Consider the following 23070-nt stretch of genomic DNA (forward strand, 5'->3'; position numbering starts at 1 on the left):
AGCGGTATCAGAGAGGAATATATGAAGGGCAGATTGGGATCGACCGGCGATCGGCCGACCAGAACATATGTGGTCCTGCCCGTGATCGCGGCGTCCCTCATCGGCGCCGACGCGCCCACCGGCGGTGAAACCGGCGTCCACGCCTTCGTACTCAGCAATGTCTATCTTGCCCAGGGTGGGGAGAAAGACAGCTGTCCCGTACCCGATAGCGGGGACCTCGATCGTTTCTATGCCATGCTGCCGCCTGCCGAGCAGGCCAAATATGCCGGTAAGGAAAAACGGCAGGAACTTGAGCAGCGGATGAACGAATATTTCAAGTTCCGCAGAATATTTCTTCGTGGCGACCGCTCATCTTCCGTGATCTTCCCGTCGGGCTACGATCCAAAGGCAGAGCCGACGCAGGAGCTGGCGGCGGCGATCGGCGCCCTGAACGGTTTACCCAAAGGCGCCGGGCGGCTCGCCTTCCAGAAGCGCGAAGTGGTTTACAGCGCCTGCTCCAACCCCGCCGATTTCCCGGCATTGGCGAAGAACTTCAAAACCTATGAGGGCAAGGTTGCCGCCGGTATCAACCTGGACGGTAAAAAAGGAAAATTGGATTTCGACGGGCCAGATGGCGCAAGTGGCGTCGATAACCGGCTTTGGCGCGCCGTCGGCTGCGTTTCCACCTTCCGCGAAAACGGCAAGGAAGTGGTGGCAGGTAAGACCATGATCTCGGCCCGCGCGCCCACTGTAATCGAGCTTCGCGGGGTCGACAGTCTTCAGGATGACCCTGAAGTGAGCGTCACCATTCTTGCTGTCAGCGAACCGCTGACCCGCGACGGCCGTGGCGGCCCGCTCGCCCGTGCCACCTTTACGCCCGATCCTGATCCCCGGCTTCGCGCCACGGTATCAGGCCGCATTACAGGAGGCATCCTGACGACGGACCCGGTCGATCTGACGATGAACTACAAAGAACAGATAGTGGATGCGCCCCGTCACATCCGGGGCGCCCGGTTGCGTGCAAAGTTCAGCCCTGATGGCTCGATAGAAGGCAGCATCTTTGGCTATTACACACTGGACAGCTTCTATGACTCGATTGAACAGATGACCCAGAATGGTGCCAATCTGACGCGAGTATCCTGCCCCGGTGTGCGCAAGGCGATCGATCGTCTGGCCGACGGCTATCGCGATCCGCGCACGGGTCGCTTCACTGCCATATCGTCGGCCTATGATTTCGTCGGCGTAAAAGCCTTCCTTGCTCCGCCCAGCCAAGTCGCACAAAGCGAGATGCGTCCATGAAGGTCCGCGCCCTTCCCTCGCTCGCCCTAGCTGGCGCCTGCCTCACCCTTGGGCTCAGCATCGCCCTCAATGGAGCGCGCGCCGACGAAACACACGCTGACACACCCCCAAGCCAGATCCGACGATTGACGGAAAGCCAGTATCGCAGCGTCATCGCCGATATTTTCGGCCCCGACATCAAGATTGTCGGCCGTTTCGAACCAGACCTGCGCATTGACGGGCTTCAGGCGGTCGGCACCAGTGCCGTCTCCGTCACGGCAGCAGGCCTTGAACAATATGAGACGTTAGCCCGCAGCATCGCGACGCAGGTGACGGACGAGCAGCATCGCGAAAAACTGATCGGTTGCGCGCCTACTCCAGCGGACAAGGACGGCGCTGCGTGCGCCCGCCAGTTTATTCAACGTATCGGCTCGCAGCTATATCGACGCCCCTTGAGCGAGGGCGAAGTTGCGGCTCTCACAAGGTCAGCGACAGAGGCGACAGCTACGCTCGGGAATTTTCACGCAGGTCTGGCGGCAACGCTCGGCGGAATGCTGACCAGCCCCGAATTTCTCTTCCGTATAGATCGCCCTGCCCCCTCGCGCCGGAGCGTCGATGCATGGTCGAAGGCAAGCCGCCTGTCCTTCCTGTTGTGGAACAGCGCGCCCGACCAGACCTTGCTCGACGAAGCACGCAGCGGCGCGCTCGATACACAGGCAGGACTTGCCAAGGCCGTCGATCGGCTGATCGCCTCACCACGGTTCCAGGAGGGTGTTCGCGCATTCTTCACCGACTATCTGCGCCTGGACGGAATGGACGATCTGGCGAAGGACACCCTTATCTATCCCGCCTATTCGCAGGCCATCGGCACTTCGCTGCGAGATCAGACGCTGCGCACCATCAACTGGTTGCTGGTGGATCGGAGGGGCGACTATCGCGATCTCTTCACGACGCGGTCCATCGCGATGAACCGCACGCTCGGACCCATCTACGACGTGCCGGTGACCAAACCCGACTGGTACATTTATGAATTTCCGCAAGGTGATCCACGAACCGGGCTGCTCACCCATGCCAGCCTGCTTTCGCAGCATTCGCATCCGGGCCGCACCTCGCCGACACTTCGTGGGGTAGCGCTGCGCGAGATATTCCTTTGCGAGAAGATCCCTGCTCCTCCCGCGAACGTCAATTTCGCGGTGGTGCAGAATGTCGATAACCCGACGCTCAAGACAACGCGCGCCCGGCTTCAGGCGCATCTTGATGACGAAGAATGCGCCAGCTGCCACCGCCGCACTGATCCTATAGGTTTGGGGCTGGAACAATTTGACGGCGTCGGCCAATTCCGAAAGGTCGAACATGACGAGGTGATCGACGTCACCGGCGATTTCGAAAAGCAGGCCTACAATGGCGCTGCTGCTCTTGGGCAATTGTTCCACGACAGCCCGCGCGTCAGCAGTTGCCTCGTCCAGTCGGCATGGCGTTACGCCAATGGACGCAATCCGGTGGAAGCAGACGGAGCCGGGATAGCGCGGCTCAGTCAGGGCTTCTCGGCGGGCGGCTATCGCTTCCCGTCCCTGATGCGTGCCATCGCGCTGGACCCGGCATTTTACGCCATGCCGCGCCTTGCTCCTGAAAGTCGCGTGGCAACTGTTCGCAGATCGAAGGAGACTGGCTGATGAACGGAACGACACGGCGCGGTTTCCTGCTGCGCGGGATATTGGGCGGCGGTGCAGTAACGCTGGGGCTGCCCCTGCTGGACGCATTTCTGGACAATAACGGTACGGCCTTTGCCGCGACCCTGGGGGGCGGGCGCCTGCCCGTGCGCTTCGGTACATGGTTCTGGGGATGCGGGATGATCCCCGATCGCTGGCAGCCAAAGTCGATAGGGGCCGATTACGACCTGCCCCCGCAGCTTGCACCCATTGCCGCTGTGAAGCAGCATGTAAGTGTCCTGACCGGGTTCGACGTGATGCTGGACGGCAAGGGCAATCTGCCTCATCTGTCGGGCAACACGGCCGTCCGCACGGGCGCGCCCGCGGACGACTGGCTCGCCATCCGGGCACCTACACTTGACGTCCTTATCGGCGATGCGATCGGCGGCGGCTCCTTCTTCCGTTCGCTCGACCTTTCGGCGGATGGTAATGCGCGCACCAGCTATTCGTTCCGCGACGGACGCAGCATGAACGCCGCCACGCCAAGCCCGGTTGAATTCTACCGCAAGATCTTCGGCGCGGACTTCAACGATCCCAACAAGGCCGATTTCAAGCCAGATCCGCGCATCATGGTGCGCCGAAGCGTATTGTCCGGGGTTACCGAACAACGCCGCGCGCTGGAAACCAGCCTGGGTGCGACCGACAAGGCCCGTCTGGACCAATATTTCACCTCCGTCCGCGAGATGGAAGGAAAGCTGGCGCTACAGCTGCAGAAGCCACCGCCGGCCGAAGCATGCGTCGTGCCCCCAGAAGCACCGGCGGTGTCAGGCGACATCACGGATGTCCAGCAGCGGAAGAGCAACCACAAGCTGATGGCACAGATGCTGGCGATGGCACTGGCCTGTAACCAGACCCGCGTGTTCAACATGAATTTCTCGACAGCAGCATCCGATCTGCGTCAGGCGGGACAGACAACGGGATATCACCAGAACACGCACGAAGAAATGATCGACCGGGCCATCGGATATCAGCCGACCGTGGATTTCTTCGCCACCCGCAGCATGGAAGCCTGGGCGGATTTCGTGTCTGCGCTCGCCGCGATCAAGGAAGGCGACGGCACCCTGCTCGACAACACACTGGTATTTGCGCATTCGGATGTGTCCTATGCCAAGAACCATGATGTTCTGGGCATTCCGGTGATGCTGGCCGGGCGTGCAGGCGGAAAGGTCAAATCCGGCATCCATGTCCATGGCAATGGAGAGTCGATCAGCCGTGTCGGCTTGACACTCCAACAAGTTATGGGAATTTCGATCGACTCATGGGGCATGGATGCCATGAATACCAAGCGGCCCATCGGCGAAATATTGGCGTGACGATCACAGAAAGAATGAGGCAGAAGATGAAGCTTCCCTACTCCCTGGCTTTGGCAACCGTCGGCTTGGCCGCGAGCTACGCGGCCTATGCCGCCACACCTGCGGTGACCAACGCGATCAAGGCGCGCCAGGCCAGCTACAAGGAGATTGGTGGAGCTTTCAAAAGCATCAATGATGAGTTGAAGTCCGGATCGCCCGATATGAACAGTGTCCGCCCGCTGGCGCGTGATATCGCCACTCGCGCCGCTTTGCTGCCCAAATATTTCCCCAAGGGTAGCGGTTCGGAATCGGGCATCAAGACGCGCGCGAAGCCTGAAATCTGGAAGGATAATGCGGCGTTTGTGAAGCTTCAGGGCGACATGATCACCGCTTCGAAGGCCCTCGATGCAGCAGCAGCCAGCGGCAATGTCGCCGGGCTTGGCGCGGCGCGCACCGCTTTGGGCGGCACCTGCAAAAGCTGCCACGATCGTTTCCGCGCGGAGCTTTGATGGTGGATGCCGAAGTGAGCGGCGCGCCGGTGCGTCTGCGTATCTGGGATCTGCCGATCCGCCTGTTTCACTGGACGCTGGTGCCACTGCTGGGCTTCGCCTGGTGGACGGCTGAAGAACGCATGCTGGATTGGCATCGGCTAGCCGGTTACAGCATTTTCGCACTGCTGCTCTTCCGCCTGATCTGGGGTTTCGCGGGAAGCAGCACGGCTCGCTTCTCTAACTTCGTTGGCGGCCCATCAACGCTGTTTCGCTATGTCCGCGGCCATATGTTCAACCGGGCGGCCACCCCAGCAGCTGGCCATAATCCGGTTGGCGGCTGGAGTGTGATCGCCATGATCACCATCCTCGCGGTGCAGGTGGGGCTCGGCTTCTTTTCCGTGGATATCGACGGCATGGAGTCCGGTCCCTTTTCCTATCTGGTCGATTTCGAAACCGGCCGGGTCGCTGCGGAATGGCACGCCTTCATCTTCAACGCCATCCTTGCCCTCACGGCCCTTCATGTCGTGGCCGTTCTTTTCTACCTGATCCATCGGCGCGACAATCTTGTCGGACCAATGATCAGCGGAACGCGGAAATGGTCGGGAGATCGGCCCACGCTCCGGTTCGCATCGGCCTGGAGCGCGCTTATTCTCTTCCTGCTGATTGCGGGCGGAACGTGGTTGCTGATCGCCCAGTTCGGCCGGGCGTGACGCGCAACCTGCGCTAGAGTCTTTCTGACTTAGATTGAGGCATATCCGGCTCCACGGATGTAATTGGCGCATTCTGCGGGCGGGAAGTGGTCGAGCAGTTTTCCGATGCGTCGCCATGTTGCCTCGACGGTGCGTTCGTTGGCCTTGCGGAGCAGACGCTTGAGCTTGGAGAACATCTCCTCGATGGGGTTCAGGTCGGGCGAGTAGGGCGGCAGGAAGAACAGCCTGATGCCCGCCGCCTTGAGCAATTTGCGCACGCGGCTGCCTTTGTGGCTGCCGAGATTGTCGACCACGATGATGCTGCCGGGTTCCAGCGCGGGGATCAGGAACTGCTCGACCCACGCGGTGAAGCTCTCGCCGTTTATCGGGCCATCGAGGACGCAAGGGGCCACGATGCCATCATGCCTGAGGCCAGCGATGAAGGTCAGCGTCTTCCAGTGGCCATGCGGCACCTTGTCGATCAGCGGCTCGCCCCGGTGATGCCAGCCATGGGTGCGGGTCATGTTGGTCTTCGCCCAGGTCTCGTCGATGAAGACCATGCGCTTGGGATCTACCCAGCGCTGGACCCAGCGCCAGCGGTTGCGGCGTCGGATGACGTCGGGCCGGTCCTGTTCCTTGGCGAAGAGCGTCTTTTTTTAAACGTCTTGCCCAAGCGGCCCATGAACCGCCACAGCGTGTCGCAGCAGACCACCACACCACGCTCTTCACGCAGCTGGGCCAGCAACTCGTGCAGCGTCAGGTCCTTCTTCTGCTCGATCCGCGCAAGCAACCACTCGCGCTCACGCGCCAGCAACGGGAGCATGTGACCGCCGACCTTGCCCGGCTCAACAGACCCGCGCGTTCGCCATGACTGCGCCCAGCGAACCCCCGTGGCCGGGCTCACCTCCAGCAACCGCGCAGCCCCCCGCGCCGACATGCCTCGATCCAGAGCCCGACAAAACCGAACCCGCAAATCCTGTGATAATGGCCTCATCCATGCTGGCCTCCTCACCAGTGGCCACCTTGAATCACACTTCCAACCGTCTGGAAATCCCCAACGATTCATTCAACATCGGAAAGACTCTAATGCGCTATAAGGAAGACCCTCTTCGCATTCAGCGCAGAGGGCCTTCCACTCATTGCGGCAATCCGCCTAAAAATCCATCTCAAGCCTTGAGATGTTTCGCCAAATGCTTGTTCATTTCGAACATGCTTGCCTTCTTGCCTCCGAATATCTTCTCAAGCTTGTCATCGGCCAATATCTCTCGCTTGTCCTTCGGATTTTGGAGGTCATTCGCCTTTATGTAGGCCCAGATTTTCTTGACCACTTCGCTTCGCGGAATCTTGCTATCGCCAATAATGTCGGCCAGCTCAGGAGAGGGCGTAACCGGCGCGGTGATCCCTCCGCGCGCGCCACCGGTGGCCTTGCCTGTTTTCTTCACCTTGGCGACAGCCGCTTTTGCTTCCTTTTCGCCACGCTGCTCACGAGTCTGCGCCATGAACTTCTCCCTTGCTTGTCGCTAGCGGGTTGATGATCATGCCAAGTCATGAGGGACGAAAAAGTTGCCTGTCATATGACAATCAAGGCTCCTTTCTCCCGACATCGGCCACATAAGCATCCCGCTCGCAAAGCGGTTTTGGTCGGCCGACCGTGCCGCCTTGCGCCCTTTGCTTCAGTCCAGCAGCAGGTGCATGCGACCCGTCGCTATGGGCTTGTCCCGATCCGCCTGCCAGCAAACGGCATCGGCGTTCACCACCCTTCGCCCCACACGGATAAGCCGGGCCTGCGCATAGCTGTCCACCATTAGCCCACCACGCAGGAAGTCGAAAGACATGTTGATCGGCTTGGGCCAAGGTTCCCTCCGATCCTGCGCGACGGCCTCAAGACATGCGAGTTCCAGCAGACTGGCAATGACGCCGCCATACAGAAACCCCGACCGTCCTTCGAGCGAAGGAGCAGCGGGCATCATCAGGACGGCAGTTTCGTCATCCAGCGCTACGCTCCGGATGCCCAGCATCTGCGCATAGGGGGTGCGCACGATCATGACTCGTCCGTGAAGAAGAAGCTGGCGGTTGCGGTGGCGATCGGCGCCTCCGGATCACCATCATGAACGTCACAACGGGTGAAAGCGACCTTGCGCGTTATATGATGGCAATGGGCGCGCGCGTGAAGGCTGTGCCCTGCCCTTGCTGGCCGCAGATAATCGATATGCAGGTCGAGCGTAGCCATCCCCCGCCACTGCCGCGTGCGCGCGATGATGGCAGAACCCGCCGCCGCATCGACCAGCGATATGATGGGGCCGGACGATACCAGGCCCGCATCGGCATCCATCAGAAATCCGGGAGCGAAAGGGCAAGCCAGTTCCGCCCAATCCGGTCCATGATCGACATTATAGATGCCCAACAACGCATGATGTCCCCGCGGTGGCAGGTTCTTCAAGCGCTCGAAGGCATCTTCCTCCTCCACCGTTCAGGCGTTCCCGCGCGGTTCACGCGGCAGGCCCAGCCCCCGCTCGGCGATCAGGTTGCGCTGGATCTGGTTAGTGCCGCCGTAAATCGTGTCCGCGCGAGAGAAGAGGAACAGGTTGGGTAGCGTATCCCATTCATATTCAGCATGATCGCTGATCTCGCCGCCTTGGCCCAACACGTCCATGGCAAGCTCGCCCAGGTTGCGGCGCCAGCTCGCCCACTGGATCTTATAGGTCAGGGCAGCGCCATCGATCTTGGCATGATCCGTTTGCGACAGCATGCGCAACGCTCCGTACCGCATCAGACGCAGGCCCACTTCCGCCTTGGCGAGCCGCTGGCGGATCAGCGGATCATTCGCCGCCCCATTGGCCTTGGCCGCCGCGATGATCTCATCCAGTTCATTGCGGAAGCCCATCTGCTGACCCAGCGTTGAAACCCCGCGTTCGAATGCCAGCAGACCCATGGCGATCCGCCACCCGTCGCCCACCGCGCCGATCAGGCTGTCCGCCGGACACCGCGCATCAGTGAAGAAGGTTTCGTTGAACTCCGCATCACCGTTGATCTGGCGGATACCGCGTATCTCGATACCCGGCTGATCTATCGGCATCATCAGGAAGGTGAGACCCTTCGGCCCCTGCGACCCCTCCTCCGTGCGCGTCACAACGAAGATCCAGTCGGAAATATGGGCAAGACTGGTCCAGATTTTCTGGCCGTTCACCACCCATTCGCCATCCTCAAGCCGCGCCTTCGTCCGCACGCTCGCTAGGTCCGAACCGGCATTGGGCTCCGAAAAGCCCTGACAGAAAATGGTCTTGCCGCCCGCGATGCCCGGCAAGAAACGCTGCTTCTGCTCCTCGGTGCCGAAAGTCAGGATTGTGGGACCAGCAAGCTCGATACCGATATGATTGACGCGCCCCGGAACGCCCGCCCGGGCATACTCCTCGGCAAAGATCACCTGCTGCGCCAATGTCGCATCGCGTCCGCCCCATTGCGAGGGCCAACCGATGCAGGACCAGCGGTGCGCGGCAAGCTGCTGCTCCCACTCCTTGCGCCGTTCCGGGCTACCGGTCAGCTTGGTGATGCCCTTGATGTCGCGAAATTCGCCCGCCATCTGGCCATTCAGCCAGTCGGCGCATTCCTGCCGGAACAGTTCTTCGTCTGGGGAAAATCCGAGTTTCATGCCGCTTCTCCCAGGATCATCGTGGCGATCTTCTCACGATGCCAAACATTGTTGCCCAGCATCGTCTGAAGCGCACGGGCGCGCTTGAAAAACAGATGCGCGTCATGCTCCCAGGTAAAACCGATGCCGCCGTGAAGCTGGATCATATCACCGGCGCAGCGGAAATAGGTGTCAGTGGCAAAGGATTTGGCGGCATGGATGGCCATCTCTGCCTCCTCAGCCCCCTCGTCCACGGCACAGGCAGCCCAATAGACTGCCGACCGCGCCTGCTCGATCTCCACCATCATATTCGCCAGCCTGTGCTTATAGGCCTGGAACGACCCGATTGGTCGGCCGAACTGGATGCGCTCCTTGGAATAATCAACCGTCCGGTCGAGGCACGCTTGCGCGCCGCCTAGCGCCTCCGCAGCCGCCGCGATGAACCCAGCGCGATGGACAGCGGCCAGCGCAGCTTCCGGATCGCCAAGCCGCTCACCTGCCACATTGTCCAGCTGCACATGAGCCAAGGGGCGGGTCTGGTCCATGCTCGTCTGACTCGTCACGCTGACGCCCGGCGCGTCCGCGCGGATAATCCAGACCTGCCGCATGTCGGTCACCACAAACATATCGGCAGCGGTGCCATGGGCAACGAACCGCGATCCGCCCGTCAGCCGGTCGCCATCCGACCGGATGTCCAACCCATAGGAATAACCGCCGATCACCTCGCCGGAGATCAGGCGCGGCAGCCACTCATTCTGCTGCTCCGCATTACCGCCAGCGGCGATGGCCTGAGCGGCTTGCACGAGACTGCTCAGCATAGGCAATGCCGCCACCTGAGCGCCTGCCGCTTCAGCGATGATCGCCAACTCCACCATGCCCAGACCTGCGCCGCCAGCGCTTTCCGGAAGTCCGATGCCGGATAGCCCCAGTTCCTGACAAAAAGCCTGCCAAAGCGCCCGGTCGACGCCGTCGCCCGCCATCGCCTTGCGCGTGCGCTCGCTTGTGGCATTCTCCGCGAAGAAGCTGCGCGCCGTCTCCGCGATCATCTGTTGTTCGTCGGTAAATGCGAATTCCATCTCGGCCGCCTTTAAATATGGGCGGAGATCCTTGCCACAGCACCCGGCGGTGCGAGACATCAGCCATCCAATGACGCGGCGGCTCTCTCCTGCCCTTGACGATCGGCAGACATGTGCTGCCTAACGCTGTCACATCCTGCTATATGAGCTTATTTTCCTTTTCAAGCGCTCATATGCGGAATTTTAAAATATTTAAATTCCGAATTTAATTGCTCGCGACAGTTTTATACGCCGCTGGCCGTCTGCGCGTCCGTTATCCGCACTACGCGGTTGCTGAACTTCACAGTCCTGACGGCCAGCGAGGTTTCGACGTGATTTACCCCCTCCATCGACAGGATCTGCCCCGACGCCATCTTGTGAAGGTTGTCGAGGTCATCATACAGGCACGTCGCCATGATGTTGCACGGTCCCAATGTGATCATCACGGCCTTAACCAGCGGTATATGCGCAATGTCCCGCGCGATCTGCCTGACATGGCTGACATCCGCCTGCACCGCGACGAAAGCCACATTGGTCGCCTTCTCAAGCTTCAAGCCCGTCAGCGCGGTGAAGGCGATCAGCTTTTCCTGCTGCAGCCGTTTGATCCGGCCTCTAACCGTGCCCTCGTTCACGCCAAGATCAGCCGCGATCTTGCGGTTGGAAACCCGCGCATCCTGCGCCAATATGTCGATCAGCTGGTGGTCCAGCTCGTCGAGGTCGGGCCTTCTCATGCAAGCCTCCTGCGATCGATCGGCGCGGTGTCCAGGCCATAGCGGACAATGTCGAGCCCAATCGCGGGTGTCATCGATCTTATTCCCCGCACCTTCGACAAACGATCCGTGATCAGCGAGGGAAGCTCATCAATGTCACGGAGCGTGAGGAGCAGGCTGATCTCATAATTACCCGTCACCAGATGCGCGGCAAAAACTTCAGGAAATACAGCCAGTTCTTCCGCTACATCCAATGCCGACCGCCCACTCACCTGAACCGCCAGGTGGATGAGGACATGATAACCATGTACCGCAAAGTCGGACACGGCCACAACGCGCAGCATCCCCGCATCCTCCATCCGTCGAATGCGCGTCGAAACGGTGGAAGCGATCAGGTTGAGAGATTCCGCGATCTGCTGATTGGTGGCCCGGCCATTTTGCCGCAGCTGTTCGACAATCTTCCGGTCCGTCTCGTCGAACGCAAACGTTTCGCTCATATACCCACTCAACCTCTTTCAACCGCTGCTCTTGCCAGCAAAGGGCCAGAAGGTCGAATCGAAAGCGCATCCTCTGGCCAGCAGCATCGCCAGCACATCCCAAGGGTTGGAAGCGGGCCGCATGTCTTCAGTCTCGCAAAAGCGATCCGCCATTCACATGCCAGAGCTGCCCGTTGACCCATTCCCCATCGTCGGACGCCAGGAAAGCGACCGCGCCCGCAATATCATCGGGCTTGCCGAGGCGACGGTGGGGCAAATTCTCCAGCATCCCGTCCACATAATCCTGCGTCAGATGCTGGGCCACTGCTTCGGTCAGGACGACCCCAGGGCAAATGCCATTGGCGCGGATGCCCTGCTTCCCGAACTTGCGCGCAACGTGCCGGACGAGCGCATGCAACGCATTCTTCGTCATGGGATACGCGACCTGCATTGGGTTGCCCGAAATGGCCGCACCCGATGAGGTATAAACCATCGCGCCACCTCCACGTTCCAACAGCACTGGAAGCGCCGCCTGCGTCGCCAGAAAATGGCTCTTGGCATTGATCGCGAAGGACCGATCCAGCACCTCTTCCGAACAGTTCAGCACATCAATGTCGCCTTCAGTGCCGCCCGCCAGATTGCTGTGGTAAAAGTCGAGCCGCCCGAACTCGGACAAGGCAGCCTCAACGATCGCGGCCTGCGATGCTGCCTTCGTGCCGTCGAGCACCACGCCGATCGCCCGTCCGCCCTGCTCGCGAATGGCGCCCGCGGTCTCTTCCGCCCACTCGCCGACAATGTCGCCGATCACAACCGATGCGCCTTCGGCCACCAGCCGCCGCGCCGTAGCTGCGCCGATACCGCGCCCGCCGCCCGCGACGATCCCCGCCTTGCCTTCCAATCCGCGCATCATATTCTCCAATATATTAGATCGCCGGACGCCTGTTCTTCCACGGCGCGGCACCTTCCAACTGCCCGGCCAGACGGAACAACGTTGCCTCATCACCATAGCGTCCCGTAAACATCACCCCGATCGGCAGACCCGCCGATGACATGGCGAGCGGCACCGACATGGCGGGCTGGCCGGTCATGTTCGCAACCTGGGTAAAGGGCGAGAAGACCGCCGCGCGCTGTCCCCACGCCGCAAAATCGACATCAGGCGTCAGGTTGATCTGCCCCAACTTCAGCGGCGGAGCGGCCAAAGTGGGCGAAAGGATCACGTCGTAATTCGCCATGAACTGCGCCATCGTGATAGCCGCAGCCTGAAGCGTGTTGTTCGCGCGGGCAAAGTCCATGCCGGTCGCCTTCTGCCCATAGCCCACGAAACCCAGCGTAATCGGCTCCAGCACATCAGGCCCGATCGCGACGCCGGTCGCCTTGGCACGGTCCATCATGTCCGCCGCGACCGATGAACCGATCAGCACAAAACTCGCCGCGCCCATCGCCGCGACGTCCAGCTTGGGCGCGGCTTCCTCGACATGATGGCCCAGGCTCTCGCACAGCCGCGCCGCCTTACGCGCCGCCTCCACGCATTCCGGATCGACGGGCGATCCAGCAGGTGCATTCAGCATCAACGCTATCCGCAACCGGCCCGGAGCCTTGCCGACCTGCGACAGGAAAGTTTCGCCCGGCGTCGGCGCGGCATAGCGGGCGCCCGGCTCTGGACCCTGCGTCGCATCCAATATGGCGGCGGAGTCCCGAACGCTGCGGGTAACGGCATGATGGACCGACAGACCGCCCCACCCTTCGGTGCGCGGCGGCCCCATCGGCACCCGCCCCCGGCTCGGCTTCAGCCCAAAGAGCCCGCAGCAGGATGCGGGAATGCGGATCGACCCGCCGCCGTCGGTGGCATGCGCGGCTGGGAGCACGCCCGCTGCCACCGCCGCAGCCGCGCCGCCCGAAGAGCCGCCAGTGATCCGGCTCACGTCCCACGGATTGCGCGTATCGCCCGTCAGCTTGTTTTCGGTCGTGCCGGTAAGTCCCAGCTCCGGCACCGTCGTCTTGCCGAAAATGACAAAGCCCGCCTTCTCAATGCGCCGCACCAGCTCGGACGTTACATCAGGCTTGTATCCCTTGTAGAAGCGGCTGCCATTCTCGGTCGGCAGGCCCGCAATATAGGTGTTCAGGTCTTTCAGCAGCCAGGGAACGCCGCTGAATGGCCCTTGCGGCAATCCCTTGGCGATCGCCGCGCGGCCATAATCATAATGTTTCTGCGCCATGAAGTTGAACCGGGGATTCAGCGCCTCCGCCTTACCGATCGCCGCTTCCAGCAACTCGCCCGGCGACACCTGCTTCTTGGCGACAAGTTCAGCCAGACCCATGGCGTCATGCGTGTCGAGCGGGCTCGCGGACGGTGTGCGGGCCTTTGTCGTCCCCGCGATGCCCAATAGAGCCGCTGCGCCGACGCTCGCCATGCCCTCGCGGCGTGTCATGTCCATTCCTCTCACTCCCACGCCGTCTTCAACCCGGTGTTCCTGCGAACGCAGGAACCCAGTTCCACCTTCGCCTTATGACGCAACCTCTGATCTGGGCTCCTGCCTTCGCAGGAGCACGTCACTTCGTTCAGCTACGCCGCGTTCTGATCCGCATAATAGCGCGCATAATATTTGCGGAACTGCGGGATCGGCCCGTCACCATCGCAGATGATCGGGTTCGGTTCGAACTTCTGCCGATCCCAAACAACCTTGTCCTGATCGAACTGCTTGCAGATGTCGCGGATGATAGCCTTGGCAACGCCAGCCCGCTCACCTTCAGCCTGCGCTTTGGGCTGGGTGAAGCAGAAGCGCACATGCACATGATCCAGCTCGACCGGGGCCAGGCAGGCAACCAGCAGCGTCTCTGAAATACCGGTAAAGCGGGTCCAGCTTTGCCCCGGCCCCATCGTGTCATAGCTGATGCAGCCATCGACTTCGCCCCAGGGCGTGCCCATCTTGGCCTTCACGTCCGCGCCACGGCCCCAGTCGCCCCAGCGCAGCTCGCCCAACGGCACATTGGCAGTCCCGTGAATGAACCGGAAATGCGCAACGTCCACGCCATTTTCCGCCATATTCTGGAGCGAACCCCAGACATTCCACTCATGGACTTCATAATCGGTCCATTCAGGGTCGCTCGCCTCCGGCAGCACCGCCACTTCAAACAGAGGCGCTTCATCCTGCGGATGATACCAGGCCCAGATAAAGCGGTTCGCTTCGGTAATGTGCCAGTTGCGCGTGCACTTGCGCTTCACCTGCGGCGGGATATTGCGGGCATAGGGCACGTCCTTCACCACCGCCTCGTCGCCATCATAGCGCCATGCGTGAAAGGGGCACTCCAGCAGATTGCCATGCACCTTGCCGCCATGCCCCATATGCGCGCCCAGATGCTTGCAATAGGCATCCAGCATGCGGACTTTGCCATCCTCACCGCGCCAGATCGCCAAATCCTGCGAGAAATAGCGCAGCGGCTTCACTTCTCCGACCTGCAGTTCTGAAGACAAGAGGATCGGATACCAGCCAAAAGGAATGCCGATATCGAGGTTGCGCTCCTTGATCGAAGCGCGGTCCTTCACTTCGGCCAGCCGCCAATCGAGCAGGTCCTGCCCCTTCAGCTTCTCAAGGATTTGCCATACGGCGACAGGTGGCGTCCGCGCATCGGATGCGGCGGCGGTTTCGGGGTTCGACATGGAAAGGCTCCGTCAGATTATTTGAGGTCAAAGACCTTGATGGCGTTTTCGCGCAGGAATTTTGGCCAGACTTCGTCCTTGAAAGGGACGTTCTGCATGTCGCTGAAGATCCGTTCCAGGCTGAGACCCATCGGGAAGTATCCGGCATAAATGATCTTGTCCGCGCCACGCGTGTTGGCGTAGTCGATAATCGCCTTGGGATAATGTTTGGGCGCAAAGGCGCTGGTCGAATAATAGAGGTTCGGCCACTTCAGCATGAGCTTGACCGCCAAGGCTTCCCAAGGCTCCGCGCCATGACGCATGACGACCTTCAGGTCCGGAAAGAACCAGCAGACCTCGTCCAGATGCTCGACCTTCTGCGTCTCCATCGGAATACGCGGACCCGGAATACCGGCATTCAATAGCACCGGCAGCCCCAGTTCGGCGGCAACCGTGTAGAGCGGGAACATATATTTGTGGTTGATCGCCACCTGCGGCAGCGTGCCCGCGGGAAAGACGCTGATCGCCGACAGCCCGACTTCCGCATGGATGCGCTTGATCCGCTTTACTTCCTCCATGCCCCGGTTGGGATCACAGGGCAGGTCGAAGAAGAAGCGGTCGCCATACATCTCCTTCGCGCGATAGGACGTCGCATTGTCGTTCCATCCGACCAGCGCCTTGTCGATGCCATATTGGTCCATCTGCTCGACGGTCCAGGACACGAAGTCATCAACCTTGCCGGTCTGCGGAATGTCCTTGAACATATATTGCGCCGGCATCGCGAATTGCTGGAGCGTCTGCTGGTCCTTGATCAGCGGCCGGAAAGGATCGAACCAGGCGGAACGGTCCTCTGCCTCCGGAATGCCCAGCATGCAGTCGATTATCTTTATGTCCTTGGGCATGCCCATGGGAACTCTCCTGTTCAGTTGTTGTCGGCCAGTTCGGGCCACAGCGCACGAAGCGCGATCTTGTTGATTTTCTGCGACTGGTTGCGCGGCAGGGGTTTGGACGAAAAAGCGACACGTACCGGCGCCTTGTAGGGCGCAAGCCTGCCTGCCACCCAATCAATGACGCTGCGTTCGTCCAGGCCATCCGCCTGAACCACCGCGACCAGCGCCTCGCCCAGCCGCTCGTCCGCGATCCCGAACGTTGCGCATTCAGTGATCTGCGGCATTTCGCTCAGGACGCGCTCGACTTCGGCGCAATAGATATTCTCGCCGCCTGAAATCACCATGTCCTTGGCGCGATCGACGATGAAGATGTAACCTTCCTCATCCTGATAGCCGATGTCACCAGTGCGCAGCCAGCCATCGGCCGTAAGGCTCTTTGCCGTATCCTCCGGCCTGTTCCAATAGCCATTCATGATCATGGCACTGCGCACGATGATCTCGCCGGTTTCATTGGGGCCGCAGACCGCGCCGTCCTCCCGCTCGATCCGCAAATCCACCAGCGGCAACACCCGTCCAGCCGAAGCACGAGCCGCCAGAAAGTCCGCTCCCACGGCCTGCGCGATCGCGCCCGACGTTTCCGTCATGCCATAGCCGGTCCCTATCATCGCATGCGGGCACAGCTTGCGCACTTCCTCAAGCAGGTTGAGCGGCAGCGCCTGCCCGCCTGATCCAATGTTCCGCACGGAACTAAGGTCAGCATCCTTGGTGCGCGCCCGGTGCACCATGTCCCACAACATCGTGGGAACGGCGGAAAGCTGCGTCACCCGCTCTTGCTCGATCAGGCGTACGGCCTCTTCCGCGTCCCAGCGGCGCATGACCACGATCTTGCCGCCCGACAGGAACGGCGCAAGAAAGCCTGCGCCCAGCCCCGAAATGTGAAAAAGCGGATAGACCAGCAAAATTGCCTGAGGCGGCACCTGCGCGGCGATGGCTTCCACCGGAACCCCATATTCGCGCGCCATATTGTGCAGCACCATCATTCCGGTCAGCTGCGTGCCCAGCAATCCGGTAATCAGGCTGCGGTGGGAAAGCACCGCGCCCTTTACCCGCCCGGTCGTTCCCGACGTGAACAATATCGCGCACGGATCGCCCGGTCCCGCAGCCGCATCGTTCGCGATCGGTGACGTCTCATCCGCCAGCGGCTGCGTCACGTCGATCAGACGCCCCGCATAGCCTCCGTCGCGCAGCAGCGCGGCCCGTTCCGTGTCCGCCAGAACGAGGTCCGGCGTCACCTCCTCGACCATCGCATGAAGTTCGGCGGGCGACCCACGGCTGTTGAGCAACGCAGCAACGCCGCCCTGCTTCACAACCGCCAGAAACGCCACCATCCACTCCGCGCGGTTGCGCATGCAGATTGCGACCCGCTGCCTCCGCTCTATGCCCAATCGGGCTGCCAGTTGATCTCGCCAAGCGAACATGTCCGCAAAGCTCAGCCGCCGCTCACCCTCCGGCCCGTCGAAATCAACGATACAGACCTGTTCTCCGAAGCGGCGCGCGCCTTCTATCAATTGATTGAGGTCCGACGGCGCGTTCACGAAAAAGCGCAGCCCATCCTGCTCGCCAATCTCAAATGGCGTGCCCGGCGCGGTGACTGTCGCGAAAATTGGGTCGATCTTGCTCATGCTATCCTTGGGGATCACTCTACCGCCGCGGAATTTTTTCGACGGGAGTTTGCGCCGGAGCCGCAGCCCTCGCTCATTCCCGACATCCTCTATCCTCGACTCGTCGCCTGCTTTTGCTGAGGCCGACTTTATTCCGTCATTCGCGGAATTCAACAATATTATTTTTCCGCATGTTTCAGACTGCCATCCATACTGCTTCCGCAAGCAAGGAAGTCGCTGAAATACCCTGAAACCAAAATGATTTCCCGCAATCCTGACTTGGGCAGTGGCGGATCGCGAGATCAATCCGGCACCGTCATATATCCGCAACGAGGCCCTAAAACATCCATATTCGGAATTTAAAGATTTACAAATTACGAATTCTGCATGATCTTGATTCGCATCGCACCGGTCTCGGCAAGAGTGTGATTCTGTTAGGTGAGGTTCTGGACGTCAAATGAGCGAGGATTTTCTAGGCCGCGTCGCAATCATAACGGGCGGCAGCGATGGCATCGGCCTCGCGACCGCCACCTTGTTGGCGCAGCGCGGCGCTCAGGTCGTCATTTGCGGCCGCAGGCAGGCGCTGCTCGACAGAGCGCGTGACAGCATCTCTGCACAAGGCGGCCGGATCGAAGCAATCCAACTCGATGTCACCGACACAGATGCCCTTGCGGCGATGGTCGAAGGCACCGCGCAAAAATACGGGCGCCTCGACATGCTGGTGAACAATGCAATGTCGACCCATTATGCGTCCATCAGCAAACTGACGCTGGAACATTGGCGCAAGGATTTCGCCGTCAACAGCGACGCCGCCTTCGTTAGCACCAAGGCCGCCCTGAAAGTAATGGCTCAGGCGGGCAAGGGATCGATCGTCAACATCGCCTCGACCTGCGGCATCCGCGCGACCGTGAACATGGCAAGCTATTCCGCTTCCAAGGCTGCGCTCGTCCACTTCACGGCCGCCGCCGCGATGGAGGCTGCGCCACTCGGCATCAGGATAAACGCCATCATCCCGGGCCAGGTCCAAACTGCAACGACTGAACTTTTTTCGGCACGCGCAGCCGACACTGCCGCCCGTACAACGGCTGCCATACCGATGCAGCGCGGGGGCCAGCCGGAAGAACTGGCTCATGCCATCGTCTTCATGCTGTCCGACGCCGCAAGTTACATCACGGGAACAGCTCTACCCGTCGATGGCGGCAAGGCGGCTCAACTTTACATGCCCAACTGAGTTCAAAATCAGCGGCATCCAGAACTGAATAGTCCGGGACGCGCAAATAGACTTCGACGCAGTCTAATTCGTCACAACTATAAACCTTATGATATCTATGGGAGAGATATTGATGGCCAAGACATATACATGTGCAGCGCTACAACTGATCATCGGGGTCAGCGGCCTGGCTCTTGCCAGCCAATCAATGGCGCAGACCACCGCGACACCTTCGGAACCGGGCCTCGACGAAATCGTCGTCACCGCTCAGAAGCGCGCCCAGAATCTTCAGGATGTTCCCATCGCCATCAGCGCGATCAGCTCCGAAAAGGTGGAACAGCTCGGCATTCGCGACAGCCGCGATCTCAGCGGCCTTGCTCCAAACGTCGTCGTGACGCAGGGCACCACAAGCAACAGCGCGGCCGTCTTTTCCATGCGCGGCATCTCAAACGGCGGCAGCGAAAGCTTCGGCATCGATGCAGCCAACGGCCTTTACGTGGATGGCGTGTATATCGCGCGCGGCGGTGCCATGGGCCTCAGCGTCATGGACATTGAGCGGGTGGAGGTTCTGCGCGGGCCGCAGGGCACCCTGTTCGGCCGCAACACGACGGGCGGCGCGATTCATTTCATTTCCCGCGCGCCCTCACCCACCTTCCGGCTGAAGGCGGAGGCTGGCTATGGCAATTTCAACGCGTGGAACGGCAAGATTTCCCTCGATCCCGGTGAGATTGCAGGCATCTCGACCACCTTCTCCTACAGCCACAGCGAACGTGACGGGGTCATCGACAACATCCTGCAACCCCGCGACTCCCGCGATCCGGGTGCCCGCAAGTCCGACGCGTTTCGCGCTGGCGCCAAAATCGACCTGGGCGGGACTGGTAGTATCCAGTATGTTTTCGACTGGAACCGTATCAAGGGTACGCCGCTCCCCTTCATCCTGACCCATGTCGCCGATGGTACGCCGAACGCCCGCATCACTGTCGACGGTCGGCAGGCGCTGGTGACGCAACAGGCGCCGGTCGCCCAATATCTGGCCGGCGCTACCTTCGCGGACCCGGAATGCGCTGCACTGGCCGTGCCCTCGCGCACCTATCGGCATAAGGTCTGCAACAACATCCTCAGCAGTGCTACCGACAAGACCTGGGGTCATAATCTGCAAGTTCAGAATGATTTTGGCGGCTTCAAGGTCAAGACGACAACCGGCTATCGCTTCTGGAACAGCGACGGCGTCACCGATCTGGACGGGATCGGCGCGTTCAGCGGCCCGGCCTTCTCCAACGCAACACTGTTCAACGGCATGCCCGCATCGCTGTTGCAGTTCATCCCCACCATACCGGCTGCCGCCATTCCGTTCATTTCCGCAGCGCCGGTGCCGACAGTCAGCCAGGATCTGTTCTCCGTCGACAATAAGCGGCGTCACAAGCAGTTCAGCCAGGAAGTTGAAATTTCCGGTGACAGCAATTCGCTGGATTGGGTCGTCGGCGGCTTCTACTTCTGGGAAAAGGGTTCGGAGAACGGCCGTCAAAATAGCGGCTTCATCCTGGACACCAATTCGGTATTCCTCGCCAATTTCGGTCCCCTTGGACCGGGCTTCGCCGCCGCTAATCCGGCGCGCTACCGGCTCGTCCAGACGCTTGCCCGGCTTAACTACACGACGTCGAGCGAGAGCACCGCGGTCTACGGCCAGTTCACCTTCTATCCGGGGGGCCGCGACAGCGGCATCCGCCTCACCGCTGGCGGCCGATACACCTGGGACGAAAAGAAGATGATTCGTCTCCAGAACGGTGCAGCCCCGCCTCCCGTCCCGGAATATGGCGCTGCCAAGTTCAGCAAGTTCACCTGGAACCTGATGGCGGGTTATGATGTCGCCGATGGCATCAACCTCTATGCGCGCGCCGCCACCGGCTATCGCTCGGGTGGCTTCAATTCTCAGGACCCCGCGCTCTCCGGCACCAACCAGCTGGGCAGCTTCGAACCGGAGAAGGTGACCTCCTACGAAATCGGCGCAAAGACGGAATTGTTCAACCGCCGCCTGCGCCTGAACGTCGCGGCCTATCACAACATCTACGACAATCTGGCTGTCATCGGCCCCGTCACCGACGCTCCAGCGGGCACGTTCGCCACCCGGATCATCAACGCGGGCAAGGTCGTCTATAATGGCGTGGAAGCGGAAGCGCAGGCAGTCCTTTCCGACAACTTCTCGATCGACGGCAGCATCGGCTATATCGACATAAAATATAAGGAGTTTCTCGCCGGACAGTCGCCTGTGGCCGGGGAGCCTCCGGTCAATATCGCGTCGATCGCAACGCCCGGCTATACGTCACCGCTGACCGCCAATGTGGCACTGAACGCGCAATTCCCGCTGAACTGGGGCAATGCCACGCTGCGCGGCCGGATCGGCTATACGCATGAAGACGGCAAATATAATTTCAGCAGCAGCCTCGGTTCGCCGTTCAACGAACAGATCAAGGGCGATAATATCGACCTGGTCGACGCACAGATCGGTGTCGACGGCATTCCTCTGGGGACGGGCGAAGGCGAAGTCCGCCTGTGGGTGAAGAACCTCACCAACGCGAAGGATTTCGCTCGCGGGATCGACTTCGGCCAGCTTGGCTTTGCGGGCGGATATTATGCCGAACCGCGGACCTACGGCATCACCGTCGGCGCCAAATTCTAACCCTTTTCGGGGCCATTCCCGCCCTCCCATGCCCCGTCTCCTCACGGAGGCGGGGCCTTTTTCTGCCTGACCTCGGCGATCATTTCACTTCGCATTCAGCCTCATTGCGCTAAAACAAGGATCCGACCTATCGCGAAGGGATACGCCGAACTTGCTGAAATCATTGGCCGCCGCATCCCTTCTTGCCCTGTCTTCAGGCTTCGTTGCGGCAGCCAATGCCGAAACCTATTATGTGAGTTCCACGCAGGGCGACGACAGCTTCAACGGCACCTCACCAACGCAGCCGTGGCGCTCTCTCTCCCGCCTATCGACTTTCCCACTGCAACCAGGCGATCAGGTCAAGCTGATGGCGGGATCGGTATGGCGAGAGCCTCTTACCCTCACCCGGTCGGGCAGTGAAAAGGCCCCTATCACCGTCACCTCTGACGGAACAGGCCCGCGCGCGCGCGTTGATGCAGGCGGCGTTTCCCCCCATGCCGTGGGCATCATCAATGCGGATTATGTGACGGTCAGCGGCCTCGAAGTCACGAACGACAGCCCCCTTCCCGCCCACCGCACCGGCGTTCTCATATCGGCGGAGGATCGCGGCACCACGCGCGGTATCCGTATTCGCGACATGTACATTCACGATGTGCGCGGGACCAACGACCGAAAGGATAATGGCGGCATAGTCTTCCGCGCCACCGGGCAAAAGCTGCCGACCCGGTTTGACGACCTCATCATCGAACGCAACATAGTCTGGCGCGTCGATCGATCCGGCATAGCCGGGATCAGCGATCAGGTAACATCCTCCAACTGGTTTCCCAGCGAAAAAGTCGTCATCCGCGACAATTATGTGGAAGATGTGGGCGGCGACGGTATCGTCCCACGGGGCACCAATGGCGCACTCATCGAACATAATATCGTGCGCTATGCGGGCAGCCGCGCGCCCGGCTATAATGCAGGCATCTGGCAATGGAGCACGGACCATAGTCTGATACAGCTTAATGAGGCCGCTTATACCCGAACCCGCTACGATGGTCAGGGCTTCGATTCCGATTTCAACTCCCGCCGCACGACGTTCCTCTACAACTACAGCCACGACAATGCAGGCGGATTCCTCCTCATCTGTTCTCCCGGCCAGGACGACAGCGCCAATATCGGCAATCACAGGACAGTCGCCCGTTTCAACGTCAGCCGCAATGACGGAACCCGCATATTCCAGATTGCGGGTAATGTGTCGGACGCGCTGATCGAGAAAAATGTCGTCCATGTCGGAAAGGCGATGGACGTCCAGATGGTCGTCGCGACGCAATGGGACGGATGGGCGCGCGGTGTCCGCTTCCGCAGCAATGTGTTCAAGGTTGCGGGGACCGCCCGCTACGGCAGCGAGATTGGACGCAACGGCCCTGACTATCTGATCAAGGCGGGCTTTGACCCAGCGGAGTCTGTCCGATTTAAGGGCAACCGCTATTTGGGCAGTCACGTCGATGCCCCCGATGACGGCTCCGCCCAGATCGAAACCATCTATGAAGAACAGCCTGCGGACTGGCAGGTCCCCGTTTTCGACCCCGCCAAACCGGACGGCTTTCCCGAATATATCGCAAGCCATCGGCTCTGGATGCTAGGAATGCTGCGCCGCGAACTCGGCACTTTCGTGAAACTGAAGCAGCCCCGCCGCCTTCATGTTTCAGAAGTGCGGAGGTAGA

Annotated in this window: 21 protein-coding genes; 8 read left to right on the forward strand and 13 right to left on the reverse strand. The window is 60.6% G+C overall.

Features of this window, described 5'->3' with window-relative positions:
• Window positions 1–21: 21 nt before the first annotated feature.
• From ACZ5YV_RS14775 to ACZ5YV_RS14795, 5 genes are all read left to right on the forward strand, one after another.
• On the forward strand, window positions 22–1278 hold the full coding sequence (locus tag ACZ5YV_RS14775; protein ID WP_464789830.1) for a hypothetical protein: 1257 nt from the start codon (window positions 22–24) through the stop codon (window positions 1276–1278).
• A 125-nt stretch (window positions 1279–1403) separates the two neighbouring features.
• On the forward strand, window positions 1404–2930 hold the full coding sequence (locus ACZ5YV_RS14780) for a DUF1592 domain-containing protein (protein ID WP_464789831.1): 1527 nt from the start codon (window positions 1404–1406) through the stop codon (window positions 2928–2930).
• Window positions 2930–4279: a DUF1552 domain-containing protein gene (locus ACZ5YV_RS14785; RefSeq protein WP_464789832.1), complete on the forward strand. Its 1350-nt coding sequence runs from the start codon at window positions 2930–2932 to the stop codon at window positions 4277–4279. Before ACZ5YV_RS14780 ends, ACZ5YV_RS14785 begins: the two co-directional genes overlap by 1 nt.
• Before the next feature lie 26 nt (window positions 4280–4305).
• Window positions 4306–4767 (forward strand): c-type cytochrome, encoded by a 462-nt coding sequence (locus ACZ5YV_RS14790; RefSeq protein ID WP_464789833.1) that lies wholly within the window; start codon window positions 4306–4308, stop codon window positions 4765–4767.
• Complete coding sequence (locus ACZ5YV_RS14795) at window positions 4767–5459, forward strand: cytochrome b/b6 domain-containing protein (RefSeq protein WP_464789834.1); 693 nt, start codon at window positions 4767–4769, stop codon at window positions 5457–5459. The genes ACZ5YV_RS14790 and ACZ5YV_RS14795 overlap by 1 nt, the downstream gene beginning before the upstream one ends.
• Window positions 5460–5488: 29 nt before the next feature.
• Here the strand turns inward: ACZ5YV_RS14795 and ACZ5YV_RS14800 are convergent.
• From ACZ5YV_RS14800 to ACZ5YV_RS14860, 13 genes are all read right to left on the reverse strand, one after another.
• Window positions 5489–6432, reverse strand: a protein-coding gene (locus tag ACZ5YV_RS14800) for an IS630 family transposase (RefSeq protein ID WP_464786945.1) whose coding sequence is annotated in 2 segments (ribosomal slippage) — window positions 5489–6094 and window positions 6097–6432 — 942 coding nt in all. Because the reading frame shifts where the segments join, the coding sequence is not laid out codon by codon here.
• A gap of 172 nt (window positions 6433–6604) precedes the next feature.
• Window positions 6605–6937, reverse strand: coding sequence for an SWIB/MDM2 domain-containing protein (locus ACZ5YV_RS14805; protein ID WP_464789835.1), 333 nt, complete (start codon window positions 6935–6937; stop codon window positions 6605–6607).
• Between the two features lie 174 nt (window positions 6938–7111).
• Window positions 7112–7483, reverse strand: coding sequence for a PaaI family thioesterase (locus ACZ5YV_RS14810; RefSeq protein ID WP_464789836.1), 372 nt, complete (start codon window positions 7481–7483; stop codon window positions 7112–7114).
• Complete coding sequence (locus ACZ5YV_RS14815; protein ID WP_464789837.1) at window positions 7480–7842, reverse strand: PaaI family thioesterase; 363 nt, start codon at window positions 7840–7842, stop codon at window positions 7480–7482. Before ACZ5YV_RS14815 ends, ACZ5YV_RS14810 begins: the two co-directional genes overlap by 4 nt.
• Window positions 7843–7908: 66 nt before the next feature.
• Window positions 7909–9087: an acyl-CoA dehydrogenase family protein gene (locus ACZ5YV_RS14820; protein ID WP_464789838.1), complete on the reverse strand. Its 1179-nt coding sequence runs from the start codon at window positions 9085–9087 to the stop codon at window positions 7909–7911.
• Complete coding sequence (locus ACZ5YV_RS14825; RefSeq protein WP_464789839.1) at window positions 9084–10142, reverse strand: acyl-CoA dehydrogenase family protein; 1059 nt, start codon at window positions 10140–10142, stop codon at window positions 9084–9086. Before ACZ5YV_RS14825 ends, ACZ5YV_RS14820 begins: the two co-directional genes overlap by 4 nt.
• Window positions 10143–10366: 224 nt before the next feature.
• Entirely contained in the window at window positions 10367–10852 is a 486-nt protein-coding gene (locus ACZ5YV_RS14830) for an Lrp/AsnC family transcriptional regulator (protein WP_464789840.1), read from the reverse strand.
• Window positions 10849–11328, reverse strand: coding sequence for an Lrp/AsnC family transcriptional regulator (locus tag ACZ5YV_RS14835; RefSeq protein WP_196227172.1), 480 nt, complete (start codon window positions 11326–11328; stop codon window positions 10849–10851). Before ACZ5YV_RS14835 ends, ACZ5YV_RS14830 begins: the two co-directional genes overlap by 4 nt.
• A gap of 127 nt (window positions 11329–11455) precedes the next feature.
• Window positions 11456–12217: an SDR family NAD(P)-dependent oxidoreductase gene (locus tag ACZ5YV_RS14840; protein ID WP_464789841.1), complete on the reverse strand. Its 762-nt coding sequence runs from the start codon at window positions 12215–12217 to the stop codon at window positions 11456–11458.
• Between the two features lie 13 nt (window positions 12218–12230).
• Complete coding sequence (locus tag ACZ5YV_RS14845; RefSeq protein WP_464789842.1) at window positions 12231–13742, reverse strand: amidase; 1512 nt, start codon at window positions 13740–13742, stop codon at window positions 12231–12233.
• A gap of 128 nt (window positions 13743–13870) precedes the next feature.
• A complete protein-coding gene (locus ACZ5YV_RS14850; protein ID WP_464789843.1) occupies window positions 13871–14965 on the reverse strand; it encodes a Rieske 2Fe-2S domain-containing protein in 1095 nt (364 codons plus the stop codon).
• 17 nt (window positions 14966–14982) lie between these two features.
• The gene (locus ACZ5YV_RS14855; RefSeq protein ID WP_464789844.1) at window positions 14983–15852 is read right to left on the reverse strand and encodes an amidohydrolase family protein; all 870 of its coding nucleotides are present in this window, start codon (window positions 15850–15852) and stop codon (window positions 14983–14985) included.
• Between the two features lie 14 nt (window positions 15853–15866).
• Window positions 15867–17516 (reverse strand): class I adenylate-forming enzyme family protein, encoded by a 1650-nt coding sequence (locus ACZ5YV_RS14860; RefSeq protein WP_464789845.1) that lies wholly within the window; start codon window positions 17514–17516, stop codon window positions 15867–15869.
• A gap of 436 nt (window positions 17517–17952) precedes the next feature.
• On the opposite strand from ACZ5YV_RS14860, the gene ACZ5YV_RS14865 reads away from it, so the two are divergent.
• From ACZ5YV_RS14865 to ACZ5YV_RS14875, 3 genes are all read left to right on the forward strand, one after another.
• Window positions 17953–18726 (forward strand): SDR family NAD(P)-dependent oxidoreductase, encoded by a 774-nt coding sequence (locus ACZ5YV_RS14865; RefSeq protein ID WP_464789846.1) that lies wholly within the window; start codon window positions 17953–17955, stop codon window positions 18724–18726.
• Window positions 18727–18838: 112 nt separating this feature from the next.
• Window positions 18839–21382, forward strand: a complete 2544-nt coding sequence (locus ACZ5YV_RS14870; protein ID WP_464789847.1) for a TonB-dependent receptor — start codon at window positions 18839–18841, stop codon at window positions 21380–21382.
• A gap of 151 nt (window positions 21383–21533) precedes the next feature.
• On the forward strand, window positions 21534–23069 hold the full coding sequence (locus ACZ5YV_RS14875) for a right-handed parallel beta-helix repeat-containing protein (protein ID WP_464789848.1): 1536 nt from the start codon (window positions 21534–21536) through the stop codon (window positions 23067–23069).
• Window position 23070: the final 1 nt, after the last annotated feature.

Source organism: Sphingobium sp. TomTYG46 (genome assembly GCF_055396345.1).